Source organism: Marinobacter sp. SS5-14b (genome assembly GCF_030541005.1).
In the GTDB taxonomy this organism is placed as follows: Bacteria; Pseudomonadota; Gammaproteobacteria; order Pseudomonadales; family Oleiphilaceae; genus Marinobacter.
Genome location: NZ_JASSVM010000013.1, coordinates 33,752 through 47,203, shown reverse-complemented (window position 1 = coordinate 47,203; position 13,452 = coordinate 33,752). Strand labels below are relative to the sequence as shown.

11 protein-coding genes are annotated in these 13,452 nt (G+C 55.1%); 3 read left to right on the top strand and 8 right to left on the bottom strand.

Annotated features, from left to right (window positions below):
- Positions 1-280: 280 nt before the first annotated feature.
- From purT to QPL95_RS17685, 4 genes are read right to left on the bottom strand one after another with little or no spacing between them, the layout of a single operon-like run.
- Complete coding sequence (gene purT / locus QPL95_RS17700; RefSeq protein ID WP_303292250.1) at positions 281-1,480, bottom strand: formate-dependent phosphoribosylglycinamide formyltransferase; 1,200 nt, start codon at positions 1,478-1,480, stop codon at positions 281-283.
- Between the two features lie 22 nt (positions 1,481-1,502).
- On the bottom strand, positions 1,503-1,685 hold the full coding sequence (locus QPL95_RS17695) for a DUF1289 domain-containing protein (protein ID WP_303292249.1): 183 nt from the start codon (positions 1,683-1,685) through the stop codon (positions 1,503-1,505).
- Between the two features lie 2 nt (positions 1,686-1,687).
- Positions 1,688-2,215, bottom strand: coding sequence for a gamma carbonic anhydrase family protein (locus QPL95_RS17690; RefSeq protein WP_303292248.1), 528 nt, complete (start codon positions 2,213-2,215; stop codon positions 1,688-1,690).
- A gap of 17 nt (positions 2,216-2,232) precedes the next feature.
- Positions 2,233-2,814 carry a CoA pyrophosphatase gene (locus QPL95_RS17685; RefSeq protein WP_303292247.1) on the bottom strand — a complete coding sequence of 194 codons (582 nt, stop codon included), beginning with the start codon at positions 2,812-2,814 and terminating at the stop codon, positions 2,233-2,235.
- A 95-nt stretch (positions 2,815-2,909) separates the two neighbouring features.
- On the opposite strand from QPL95_RS17685, the gene QPL95_RS17680 reads away from it, so the two are divergent.
- Positions 2,910-3,458 (top strand): NUDIX hydrolase, encoded by a 549-nt coding sequence (locus QPL95_RS17680; RefSeq protein WP_303292246.1) that lies wholly within the window; start codon positions 2,910-2,912, stop codon positions 3,456-3,458.
- Here QPL95_RS17680 and QPL95_RS17675 read toward each other — a convergent pair whose 3' ends face one another.
- Positions 3,459-3,770 (bottom strand): YqfO family protein, encoded by a 312-nt coding sequence (locus QPL95_RS17675; RefSeq protein WP_303292245.1) that lies wholly within the window; start codon positions 3,768-3,770, stop codon positions 3,459-3,461. It lies immediately after the preceding gene.
- A 435-nt stretch (positions 3,771-4,205) separates the two neighbouring features.
- A complete protein-coding gene (gene purL, locus QPL95_RS17670) occupies positions 4,206-8,111 on the bottom strand; it encodes a phosphoribosylformylglycinamidine synthase (RefSeq protein WP_303292244.1) in 3,906 nt (1,301 codons plus the stop codon).
- A 313-nt stretch (positions 8,112-8,424) separates the two neighbouring features.
- On the opposite strand from purL, the gene mltF reads away from it, so the two are divergent.
- A complete protein-coding gene (gene mltF / locus QPL95_RS17665; protein WP_303292251.1) occupies positions 8,425-9,906 on the top strand; it encodes a membrane-bound lytic murein transglycosylase MltF in 1,482 nt (493 codons plus the stop codon).
- Positions 9,907-9,909: 3 nt separating this feature from the next.
- On the opposite strand, the gene QPL95_RS17660 is transcribed toward mltF, so the two are convergent.
- Complete coding sequence (locus tag QPL95_RS17660) at positions 9,910-10,404, bottom strand: regulatory protein RecX (RefSeq protein WP_303292243.1); 495 nt, start codon at positions 10,402-10,404, stop codon at positions 9,910-9,912.
- A gap of 145 nt (positions 10,405-10,549) precedes the next feature.
- Here QPL95_RS17660 and QPL95_RS17655 point away from each other — a divergent pair, with 145 nt between their 5' ends.
- Entirely contained in the window at positions 10,550-13,015 is a 2,466-nt protein-coding gene (locus QPL95_RS17655; RefSeq protein WP_303292242.1) for a DUF349 domain-containing protein, read from the top strand.
- Here QPL95_RS17655 and QPL95_RS17650 read toward each other — a convergent pair.
- Positions 13,012-13,281 (bottom strand): late competence development ComFB family protein, encoded by a 270-nt coding sequence (locus QPL95_RS17650; RefSeq protein WP_303292241.1) that lies wholly within the window; start codon positions 13,279-13,281, stop codon positions 13,012-13,014. The genes QPL95_RS17655 and QPL95_RS17650 overlap by 4 nt on opposite strands.
- Between the last annotated feature and the right edge of the window lie 171 nt (positions 13,282-13,452).

The following is a 13,452-nucleotide window of genomic DNA, read 5'->3' as shown; positions in this document are numbered from 1 at the left end:
CCGCTTCCGAAAACCGCCGAAAAACTCACCGGCTTACTGCTAATTCGAGGTGCGCATTCTACACTGAACCGCCACCTTGTCAACCGCTTTTTCGAAGAATCTTTGAAACGTTTTCTTCAAGTCTTTCAAGCAGTTATCGCTTAAGTTCTGACCCGTTTCAGCGGGCTGCCCCTCAAGCGAGATGCGCATTCTACAGACCTCAGACCTGGTGTCAACGGTTGCTCTGAACTTTTTTCAAATCTACCGTTTTGGTCTAGCGAGCCAGGCCCGACGCAGGCACCTACAGCTCGACAATAACCTTACCCGCCACATCCAGGGCCCGGCTGCGCGCTTCATCTATAGTAGTGCCACGCGCCAACGCGACACCCATTCGACGACGCCCCTTAAGTTCCGGCTTTCCGAACAAGCGCACCTGAGTATCCGGTTCTGACAGGGCATTCTCGAGGCCAACGTAGGAAACGGACGCCGAATCCCCCTCCGGAAGAATAACCGCAGACGCCGTCGGGCCTTGCTGCCTGATGACAGGGACCGGCAGCCCAAGGATCGCTCGGGCATGCAGAGCAAATTCGGATAAGTCCTGGGACATTAAGGTAACGAGACCGGTATCGTGCGGCCTGGGCGACACTTCAGAGAACCAGACCTCATCACCTTTAATGAAGAGCTCTACGCCATAGATACCGTAACCCCCCAAATTTTCAACCACCGCGCGAGCAATTGCGGCGGACCGTTCGAACGCCAGTGACGACATCGGATGTGGCTGCCACGATTCCCGGTAGTCCCCGTCTTCCTGGCGATGACCTATCGGATCGCAGAACGATATGCCATCACGGTGCTTAACAGTCAGCAGCGTGATCTCGTAATCAAAGTCGATGAAGCCTTCAACGATGATTCGCCCGCGACCGGCACGGCCTCCGGTCTGCGCGTATTCCCACGCAGAGTCAATGTCGGCTTCTGTTTTAACCGTACTCTGTCCTTTGCCGGAAGAACTCATTACCGGCTTAACAACGAGCGGTAAACCGATGTCTTCTACAGCCGCCAAGTACTCTTCCCGACTTTCCGCAAAACGATATGGCGATGTTGCCAACCCCAGCTCTTCTGCAGCCAGACGGCGAATGCCCTCCCGGTTCATCGTCAGGTTCACCGCCCGGGCCGTTGGGACCACCCGATACCCCTCTTCCTCCAGCTTTACAAGCTCCGCGGTTGCGATGGCCTCGATTTCAGGAACAATCAGGTCCGGCTTCTCGCGCTCAATAATTGCCCGCAAGGCCTGTCCGTCGAGCATATCGACGACATGACTCCGGTGCGCCACCTGCATAGCCGGGGCATGGGCATACCGATCTATGGCGATGACTTCAACACCGAAACGCTGCAATTCTATAACCACTTCTTTGCCCAACTCTCCAGAACCGCAAAACAGAACGCGAGTGGCATTGGTTTTCAGAGGCGTGCCGATTCGGACGGTATTTTCACTGACGGTCATTCCGGTCTATATCCTGTTCTTTTCAGATTAGAAATTTTTTCTCGCGTTCAGCGACTTTCACAAGCACTTCACGACGCTCTTCTTCTGTCATTGACGTCCAGCGAAGTATTTCGTCACTCGTGCGCTGACACCCGATGCAAACATCGCTCTCATTCAAGGCACATACAGAAACACAAGGAGAGCGCACTTTATCCCGAACCTTCATCGTCAAAGCTCAACTGTTTGCAATTTCGTCAAATAGCGCTGTGCATTGAGAACATAGTGTTGAGCACTCATCTCCAGCATCTTCTTCTGACTGTCGTTCAGGTCACGTCGAATCTTGCCCGGAGATCCCACAACCATGGAGCCATCCGGAATCTCCATCCCTTCAGGAATCAGAGTATTCGCTCCAATAAGGCAGTGCTTTCCAATTTTCGCGCCGTTCAGCACTACCGCATTAATGCCGATCAGAGTGTAGTCGCCGATATCACAGCCATGAAGCATGGCCTTATGGCCAACGGTTACGCCCCGGCCAATGGTCAGCGGAATGCCGGGATCGGTGTGCAGCACCGCTCCATCCTGAATATTAGACTCCGGCCCGACCGTAATCATGTCGTTGTCACCGCGAATAACCACGTTGAACCAGATGCTTGATTTTTGCATCATTTTGACACTGCCAATCACCGTCGCGTTCTCTGCAACAAACTGCCCGTCGCCGGAAAATTCGGGGGTACGGTTATCCACACGGTAAAACATGTATTCCTCCAACAGGCCTAGCGTGGCGGCTCTAGAATATCGATACGTGCATCGTACACAGCATTCAGAAAATCAACCAGAACCACCGCAGACAACCCCCATATCTGATACCTCTCCCAGCGGTAACAGGGAACATACAGCGTGCTGTTCAAAAAGCTCAGGGTATCGGTGCGCTCTCGCTGATCTTCCAGGAAAAAGGAAATCGGCACGCGGAACACGCTCTCGATTTCGTCTGGGTTGGGTTCCAGGGGGTGGTCGGCTGGCACTACGCCAACGTAAGGTGTTACCAGAATTCGATGCAACGACATCACCTGGCTCAACGGGGCAATTACCTTGACCTGTTCAGGCGGCAAACCGATTTCTTCATGGGTTTCTCTGAGCGCGGTAGCGGCAAGTGAAGGATCGCCGGGATCACGCTTACCACCCGGATAGGCGACCTGGCCACGGTGTGTTTTCAGGTGGGCAGACCGAAGCGTGAAAATCATCTCCGGGTTGGCAGGGTTATCGGTTACTGGCACGAGAATGCCCGCCTCTGGGTAATCCAGCGCCAATAGCCTGGGCGCGTAGTTGGACAATTTTTCCGTTAACAGATCCTGCACTCTTTACTCCGGTAACATCGCGATATTGAGTGAGACACGGGCAGCCCTGATCGTTAAACTGACTACCAACGGACACTTAGTATACGGGGAAAACAATGAAGTATTGCAGCACTTGCGGCCAACTGGTTGAACAGCGGATTCCCGAAGGCGACAACCGATACCGTTATGTCTGCGTTAGCTGCGACACGATTCACTATCAGAACCCCAGGATCATCGCCGGCACCGTTCCGGTTTGGGATGGACGTATTCTTCTGTGCCGAAGAGCCATCGAACCCAGATACGGTTATTGGACGCTACCAGCCGGTTTTATGGAAAATGCCGAAACCACCATGGAAGCAGCAGCACGGGAAACACGAGAAGAGGCGCTGGCCGAAGTTCATATTGACGGACTTTACTCTGTTATAGATGTTCCCCACATTAACCAGGTCCATATGTTCTATCGCGCCACGCTCGTGAACGGAAATTTTGGCGCCGGCGAAGAATCACTCGAGTCCCGGCTGTTTGCTGTGGAGGATATTCCGTGGAGCGAAATTTCATTTCCGACCGTGAAGCGAACCCTCGAGCTGTTTCTCGACGACATGAAGTCAGGCAACTACGGTGTTCACATCACTGATGTCCGGCATCCGATGGCCAAAAAAGATTAACTACAGCGACTCTAGCCGGAACACCTCGTACGCCGGTTCTTCGTAAGGGTGAGCCCGCTTCAATGCGGCAAGCGCATGACTGATCAGCCCTTGCTCACACACCAACTCCACCTTGAACTCCCGAACCGTTTCCAGCTCGCCCTGACTGCCCAGAAACGGGGTGCTACCAGCCAGCGGCCTGAACTGCCCTTGCCCTTCACACTGCCAGGCACAGCAGTCGTAATCACCAATTTTTCCTGCCCCAGCCTCAAACAGAGCTTGCTTTGTTTGCTCCAGATGACTCTCGGGTACGAAATAGCAAAGTTTAAACATTTGGCCACCTAAGATTGTGCAAGTTTTATTCAAATCAGGATTTTCTGAACTTACCCACAAAATCTGTGGATAACTCTGGGGAAAGATTTGGGGAATCTGCTCTGAACCCCCATGATTACTGGCCTTCCCTCAAATTGACGACAAAATCGCCCGTTTAATTTTATTATTATATTTCAATGACTTAAATTGACAGACTAAAAAATGAACGTAAATCTCGGGCTTTGGTCACAGATCCACCAACACCGCCCTTAAAATGTGCATAAAAATATCCAGTCAAGCCCTTGACCACCTGTTTTTGAAACTTTTTACCGCAAAAACTGAATATTTTTTAACCAAATTGATCTACGTTATGCAAATAAAAAAACCGGCCTGACAATGCCCCAAAAAGGAACATTACCAGACCGGCTTTCAGCAACGCCGGATCTGACAATTCAATCAGCCAAGCCAGCGCCGGGCATTTCTGAACATACGAATCCAGGGACCGTCTTCCTGCCAGCCATCCGGCCGCCATGAATGCTGCACAGCCCGGAACACCCGCTCCGGATGAGGCATCATAATGGTCACGCGACCATCACGAGTGGTCACGCCCGTTATCCCGGCCTCTGATCCGTTCGGATTATAAGGATAGCGGGCAGTCACCTGGCCCCGGTTGTCCACATATCGCAGTGCGACCAACTCGCTATCAGCCAATGCACGGGCAGAGTTGCCAGAAGCAAACTCTATACGACCTTCGCCGTGGGCCACTGCGATCGGCATCCTGGAGCCTTCCATGCCTTCGAGGAAGGCGGATGGAGAAGGCGCAACTTCAACCATAACCAGGCGAGCTTCGAACTGTTCCGACTGATTGCGCACAAAACGCGGCCAGCCCTCACTGCCGGGAATAAGCTCGTGCAGGTTTGACAGCATCTGACAACCATTACACACGCCCAAAGCCAAGGTGTCCTGACGGTTGAAGAACGCCGCAAACTGATCACGAACACGGTCATTGAACAGAATGGATTTCGCCCAGCCTTCACCAGCGCCCAGAACATCGCCGTACGAGAAGCCACCGCAAGCAACCAGGCTCTGGAAGCTCTCAAGAGCAACCCTGCCGGAAAGCAGGTCACTCATGTGTACGTCGACAGACTCAAAACCAGCCCGGTCAAAGGCGGCCGCCATTTCAACCTGGCCATTTACACCTTGCTCCCTGAGCACCGCAACCCTCGGGCGCACCCCGGTATTAATGAACGGAGCAGCCACGTCTTCGTTGATATCAAAATTCAGCGCTACGTTCAGGCCAGGATCTTCTGCATCCAGCAGGTTCTCGAACTCTTCACCTGCACAATCGGCATTATCACGAAGCGACTGGATTCGATAACTGGTTTCTGCCCATAACCGCTGCAATTCAACCCGCGACTCGTCAACGACACTCTCGCCAGCAAACGTCAGGCGTAGCCGGTCTTTGTCGTTCAATGTACCAACGACACCGGTATGGTCTCCAAGCCCCGCGGCGGAGAACTGCTGCAGAACAAATGCGGTGTCTTCGCGGCGAACCTGAATAACCGCGCCGAGCTCTTCATTGAAAAGCTCGCGGGCGAACTGGGAGCTGTCTTCAGCAAGGCCATCCAGCTTGATATCCACACCGGTTCGGCCAGCGAAACTCATTTCCGCAACCGTGACAAACAATCCACCATCGGACCGATCATGGTACGCCAGCAATTTGCCATCGGCATTCAGGCCCTGGATAACGGCGAAAAACGCTTTGATGTCTTCGGGATCATCAAGATCCGGGGCAACCGCGCCTACTTTGCTATACACCTGCGCCAGAGCAGACCCGCCCAGACGGTTCTGACCCGCAGCGAGATCAATCAGAATCAGATCGGTTTCACCGGCATCGGTCCGAAGCTGCGGCGTCAGCGTGCGGGCAACATCCGTCACCGGCGCAAATCCGCTGACGATCAGCGAGAGCGGTGAGGTCACGCTCTTCTGCTCGCCGCTGTCTTCTTCCCAGGTGGTCTTCATGGACATTGAATCTTTACCCACCGGGATGGTAATTCCCAAAGCCGGGCAAAGCTCCATACCCACCGCACGCACGGTTTCGTAAAGATTTTCATCCTCTCCCGGATGCCCGGCAGCGGCCATCCAGTTTGCGGACAGGCGAATATCCGAAAGCTTTGCGATCGGCGCAGCAGCCAGATTGGTTATGGCTTCGCCCACGGCCATTCGGCCTGATGCCGGTGCATCGATGACCGCCAGCGGTGTGCGCTCACCCATTGCCATGGCCTCACCCGTTTGCACATCAAAAGATGCTGCAGTCACCGCCACATCGGCGACCGGAACCTGCCAGGGGCCGACCATCTGGTCACGAGCAACCAGACCGGTAATTGTGCGGTCACCAATGGTAATCAAAAAGCTCTTGGAGCCAACCGACGGTAAACGCAGAACGCGCCGGATAGCGTCGTGAATATCAATTTTCGTGGAGTCAAAAATGCGCTTGGTAAACGATGCCCGGGTAACGCTCCGGTGCATTCTTGGAGGCTTCCCGAACAGCACCTCCATCGGCAGGTCTACCGGCTTGTCATTGAAATACGAGTCACCCAACTCCAGATGATGCGCTTCGGTCGCTTCGCCGATCACCGCATAAGGACAGCGCTCGCGCCGGCACAGGGCATCGAAACGCTCCAGGTTTTCCGGAGCCACCGCAATAACGTAGCGCTCCTGGGATTCGTTGCTCCAGATTTCCAGCGGCGACATACCCGGCTCATCGCTAGGGATATCACGCAACTCGAACTTGCCGCCACGCCCCCCATCCTTGACCAGTTCCGGCATGGCGTTGGACAAGCCGCCAGCGCCTACGTCATGGATAAAGCAGATCGGGTTGTGGTCGCCAAGCTGCCAGCAGCGATCGATCACTTCCTGGCAACGACGTTCCATTTCAGGGTTATCACGCTGAACTGATGCGAAGTCCAGGTTCTCATTGCTGGAACCGGAATCCATAGAGGATGCCGCACCACCACCAAGGCCTATCAGCATTGAGGGCCCGCCCAGCACAATCAGCTTGGCACCAACGGGAATCTCGCCCTTTTCAACATCCTGTTCGCGGATATTGCCCATGCCTCCGGCAATCATGATCGGTTTGTGATAACCACGAACCTCTTCGCCCGCCGCCCCGGGCACTTTTTCTTCAAAGGTACGGAAGTACCCGGCCAGGTTTGGCCGACCAAACTCGTTATTGAAGGCTGCACCGCCGATCGGCCCTTCGATCATGATTTCCAGCGGAGAGGCAATTCGATCCGGCTTGCCGTAACCAATTTCCCAGGGTTGTTCATCACCCGGCAAATTCAGGTTAGATACGGTAAAGCCCGACAGCCCCGCCTTGGGCTTTGAGCCCCGCCCTGTGGCGCCCTCATCACGGATCTCACCACCGGAACCGGTAGCGGCACCGGCAAAGGGCGCGATGGCCGTCGGGTGGTTGTGCGTTTCTACTTTCATCAATATATGAATCGGCTCACGGTTATAACCGTAAACTCCGGATTCCGGCGCAGGGAAGAAACGCCCGGCCTCGCTGCCAACAATCACCGAAGCGTTGTCCTTGTAAGCCGACAGCACGCCTTCGCTGTTCATTTCGTAGGTATTCTTGATCATCGCGAACAGGGACTTTTCCTGTCCTTCGCCATCGATATCCCACGACGCATTAAAAATTTTATGCCGGCAATGCTCGGAATTCGCCTGAGCGAACATCATCAGCTCTACGTCGGTCGGGTCACGCTCCAGCTTGATAAAGGAGGTCACAAGGTAATCAATTTCGTCATCGGCCAGCGCCAGGCCGAGGCGGGTGTTTGCCTCCACCAGCGCAGCTCGCCCTCCGGAGACAACCGGCACCCGGCCCAAAGGTCTTGGCTCCTCATGGCTGAACAGCAGTTCGGCACCGCCCATTTCGTGGAAGACCTTCTGAGTCATGCGGTCATGCAGCAGCGCCGCAATTTTTTCGCGCTGCTCCAGCCCCAGTTTTCGGCCCGACCGGACAAAGTAGGCAATACCTCGCTCAATCCGGCGAATCTGCCGCAACCCACAGTTGCGGGCGATGTCGGTGGCCTTGCTGGACCAGGGGGAGAGCGTACCCGGGCGGGGAACCACCAGGAACAACACGCCGTCCTGTGCTTCCACTTCAACACTTGGACCATAGGTCAGCAGCCGGTCCAGAATCGCCTGCTCCGAATCGGACAGGTCATCATCTAGATCTACAAAGTGCATAAACTCGGCATAGACATGCGTCACATCCGGAACCATTTCCTGGATGCGGGAATGCAGTTTGCGGGAACGAAAGGGCGAGAGCGCTGGCGCGCCGCGAAGCTCAAGCATGATATCAACCTGTATCGCGCGAATCGGGGGACGTCTTTCTGAAAGGCGGCATCATACTTGAAACCGACGGCGGGATACAGGGCAAGCTTCCCCCTTTCCTCGGTGTACAATTGACATTCTTTTGCACACTTATTAATCAGGTCGATTGACCACGGCGCCGCAAGAAGGGATCATCGAATAATTGCAAGGATAGCCTGAGGCATCAAATAACAGGATAACGGTTCATACCAAGCAGTTTCCTGAGCATTGAGCTTTTGCGGAGAGCAAGGATTTGGCAAGTATTATCAGTATTTTGGGAAGCAGTAGCAGGTCCATAGCTGTAGCTCTCGCGGCCATTATGATGGTCAGTGGCTGCTCTCAGCCGAGCGCCCTACAGGAAGTAAAAAACGAGGGCGTGCTTCATGTCATTACCCGGGTTGCGCCGTCTATTTACTACGAAGGCCGGGAAGGATCCACGGGCTACGACTTTGAACTCGCGAGCAGGTTCGCTGAAGAGCTGGGTGTCGAGCTCAGAGTTCGAGTGGCCGAAGACAACTCAGAAATCCTGTCTGTACTGGCAAGGAACTACGCTCATATTGGTTTGGCCGGCCTTTCCGATCGCCCGGACTTTAAAAAGCAATACAGAGCCGTACCGATCGGAGTCAGTGCCCAATCGATTGTTGTCTATCACCGGGACTACCCTTCCCCCTCCTCCCTCTCCGACCTCACAGAGCACACCTTGCATCTGCTTGCCGACAGCAACCACGAGCACCTGATCGCTCCGGGGGCCGACACCGGAGGTCCGAAAATCCGCGTGCATCCAGGCCTGGACGCCGCAGCGCTGCTGACCAAAGTACAAAACGGCGAGTTCCCATATGCCGTCATATCCTCGAACGAACTCGATCTGAACCACGTCTTTTTCCCCATGGTTAAAGAGGGGTTCGCACTGAATGAGCCTCAAGAGCTGGTGTGGTTATTCCCCGCAGCGCAAGACGACTCCCTGACCAAGGCCGCCGAGACGTTCATGACACAGGTTCGCGAAGACGGCTCCATGGCACAACTTGCAGAACGGTTCTACGGCCATCTCGATCGCTTGAATTACGTCGGTGCCCGCACTTTTATGCATCACGTGGAGAACAGACTACCCCGGTACCAAAGCCTGTTTGAAAGCTATGCACGGGAATCCGGCATGGATTGGCGATTGCTGGCAGCCATCGGTTACCAGGAATCCCACTGGCGCCCGAACGCGGTCTCTCCTACCGGGGTTCGCGGCCTGATGATGCTCACCCGAACGACAGCAAACTATATTGGCATCAATAACAGGCTGGACGCAGAAGAGAGCATTGAAGGTGGCGCCCGTTATTTCCGGATGGTGCACCAGAAAATCCCTGATCGCATTCAAGAGCCAGACAGAACCTGGTTCGCCCTGGCATCCTACAACGTTGGCTATGGCCACCTGGAAGATGCGCGCAGGCTGACCGAGTCTGCCGGCAAAGACCCGGATCGCTGGATGGATGTTAAAGAGTTTTTACCGCTGCTGGCCCAGAAGGAGTGGTATTCAAAAACCCGTTTCGGCTACGCCCGAGGGCATGAGCCGGTCGTTTACGTTCAGAATATCCGGCGCTATTACGATGTACTGGCCCGCATATCCTCGAACGAGCAACAGGAACCCGACGAGCCGGAGCAGCAGCTGGCCTGGATTGAAGCCCCTAAATACTCGGAGGGCGAGGCCGAAGAGGCCCCACGTGATAACCAAGAGCCCGACCTGAGGGCATCGCTGCCACCAGAATTAGGCGCGATACCGCCGACTCTCTGAACCTCAGGCCTCCGACCCCCAGATCTCATCCAGATCAGTGATATTCAGGGCCATTTCAATCTGAGCAGAAGAGAACCCGCGACGAGCCAGAAACCGGGCTTGCCGAAACTTTTCCGGTAAATCCTTTGCTACCGACTGAAGGCCGAATCGCTTGTCCCGCAATTTGGCAGCAAGGCGGCACCAATCGGAGTCAGTCATGCCGTCCAGGCACTCAGGCCGCTGGTTAACCCCCCGCTGCTGCAACTCCGCCATAATTCGCACCGGGCCATAGCCAACGTCAATACGCTGGCGGGCATAAACATCGGCAAACCGCGCATCGTTCAGCCAGCCTTCGTTCTCATAGTCGTCCAGCACCAAATCAATCACATTTTGATCAATCCGCCTCTGGCGTAATTTCAGCGACAGCTCATGGCGGCTGTGCTCGCGCCTCGCCAATAAGCGCAGCGCCACCGAACGGGCCTTATACTCCGGATCATCCTGTTTTGAATCTTTTCCCATATAGCCCCTTCCCGCATGCGCCAGCGAAACGCTAGACTAGCGCCCGAATCTCATTACTGTCCGGCACTCACCGGAGTGCTGATGGCCGGTGGCGACCTACTTTGCCGCCACCGCAAACTGGTTTCAATCCCGAAGGATACCTTTTATGGCTGCATTCATTCAGAAACTGTTCAAGTCCCGCAAAGCAAACCCGGCAACCAGCCCAAGAACACCCTCCAAATCTGAAGCAGCCCAGCCAACAGAGGTAGACCACCGAAAGGTCCTTCGGGAAGCCCAGGAGCAGCAGTTGTTGAACGGGCCCGGGCAGCCAGAGCTGGCCGACCTTGCCCTGGAGGGTGTAACCGCGTCCATCAGACTTGACGCCGCAAAAGGCCTTCGTGAAGAGGCCCTGCTACAGCAGGTACAGAAACAGTCAAAAGGCCGCGACAAAGGCGTTTATCAGACCGTCCGTCAGGCACTGCAAATACTGCGTGACCAGCAGGCAAGTGAAGCCGCCACACGACAGAGGGTCAATGATCTGGTCAGTCAGGCGCGGGAACAGGCCAGCAGCGAAAACACCAAACTCTTCAAAGCGAGGCTGGAGACCCTGCAGGAAAACTGGCGTGCGGTTGAAGAGAGCGCCTCCACTGAACAGGTGCAACAGTTTCTTGAAGCCGTGCATCAATGCCGCGAACGTTTGCAACAGATGGAGCAGGCCCGGCAGGACGAGGAGCGACAGCAGGAGCAGGCTCACCAACGGTTTGAAACCCTCGAGCTTCTGGAACGGACACTGGCGGACCTGAAAAGTGATACGTCCAGCGAACTCCCGTCGCCTTCTGCACTGGACGCACTCCAAAAGACCCAGGAAAACCGTTGGCTGGAAGCAACCAGAGACACCGATGTAAGCAAACAGGAACAAAAAGCCTACGAACAGCACATGCTGGCTCTGCGGAGCTACCTGAACGGTGTGCGTTGGTTGGCCCATGAAAAAGACACCATCAGCGATCTGGCCCGAGTAGCCGAAACCAACGAGGCCACGGATGACCACCGTAACCAGGCAAGCGAACTGCTGAAGCAACTGGAATGGCCATCCGGATTCCCGCAGCCTGTCAGCCTCGCGCCGATCCGCCAGCTGGCAGGAAAGCCCAAAACACCGAAGCCAGCAGACGGGCGCCAAGAACAGCAACTGGCATCGGCCACCAAACTGAAAGACACCCTCCCCGAACTGGAAGCGGCCCTTGAGGCCCGGCAGTTCAAGGAGTCCAGACAGCTGATGAAAGCCGCGCAAAACCTGTTTCAGCAGCTGGACGACCGTAACCGCAAGAACCTGCAGGCCCGGATGCAGTTACTGCAGGGACAATTTCGCGAACTCAGCGACTGGCAGGGCTTCGCCACTGAGCCAAAGCAGATTGCCCTGTGCGAGCAGATGGAGTATCTGGCGGAACAGCCCATAGAGCCGGAAGCCAAAGCCGAGCGAATCAAAGACCTCCAGAACGAATGGCGCGAACTGGGCGGCTCGTCAGACAGAACGCTTTGGGCCAGATTTAAAGCTGCATCGGACAATGCCTATGAACCCTGCAAAGTCTATTTTGAAGCGAAATCGGACCTTAAACAGGCAAACCTTCAGAAACGCGAAGCGATCTGCAACGAACTCGCTCAATTTGTGAACGGCGCTGACTGGACAGCTGTTGACTGGAAGGCCGTTGAGCGCATTCACCAAACCGCTCGCCAGGAGTGGAAAAACGCATGGCCAGTTGACTTCAGGGACAACCGCCAGGTGCAGAAACAGTTTGATGATCTGCTAAAGCAGCTTGAGCGCCCGCTTGATGAAGTGCGCAAACAGAACGAAGCCAGGAAGCAGGCCATCGTCGAAAAAGCCAGAGCTCTGATTGAACACGAACCGCTACAAGAGGCGATGGATCAGGCCAAAGCACTGCAAGCGGAATGGACGGCTGTCGGCACCACCCGGCATCGGGAAGACCGAAAGATGTGGCAGGCCTTCCGTAAAGCCTGCGACGACATTTTCGCGCGCCGTGACGCCCAGCGCTCAGAGCGCCAACAAGCCAGTGAACAGGCCGACCAGGCCGCCGAGGAAGTGCTGAACCACTACCAGGCCATTGACGCAGACGCAGAAGACCGTGTGTTGGCAGAAGCGCGGGAAGCCCTGAACAAACTCGCGAACGAACCGTTGTCTAACGCCGTGAAAGATCAGCTGCAAAAACTGAAACAGCGCCTGAACCAGATTGCAAAAGACCAGGCATTCCAACAAAAAGTGTCGGACTGGAAAACACTGGTGACGGCCAGAGCTCAGCAGCAACAGCCAGCTGAGCCGGCACCACAACATTGGAGCGCCCTGCTTGATGGCATCAAAAACGTCAACGGGCGGGATCTGGCCATAAGAGCGGAAATCCTGACTGGAACGCCAACCCCCGACCAGGATCAAAGCCGCAGGATGGAAATTCAGGTGCAACGCTTGACGGATGGCATGGGCAACAGCGAGACAGCTTCCCCCATTCAGGAACTGGAAAAGCTGATCGCACACTGGTGCCTGCATCCAGAGGCCGAAGACATCACACCCGAGAATGCCGCTCGCCTTAACCAGGCGCTAACAGCAATGCGACCAGACGATTAAGCACCGTCCCGCTGATGCTGCTTCACAAAATCCCTGGCCTGCCTGACCGCGACCAGGGATTTTTCTTTCATATCTTTTAATTCTTCATCCGCAAGATAAAACATCATATCGATCGTATGCCGATAGTATCGAGCCGGCAGGCGGTTGAGGGCTACGCACATGACATCCGTAAGGTAATCGGCGGTGTCGGAATCCTGCCGGGTCGCGTCTATGGCATCCAATACCAGCCGTTCGTAGAAATTATCGATTGCATCTCTGAGTGACATGACAACAACTACTCCTGAAAACGGGCATGGGTTATCTGTTCAACATAGAAGGCCAACGGCGACCTGTCATTATCCCTGAGCAATTTAGCCAATGGGATTGGCAGCCGCCGTCATTACCACTGGCAACCCTAAGCAGCTATGGTTACTGCACTTAAACTGCCCGGACAAACA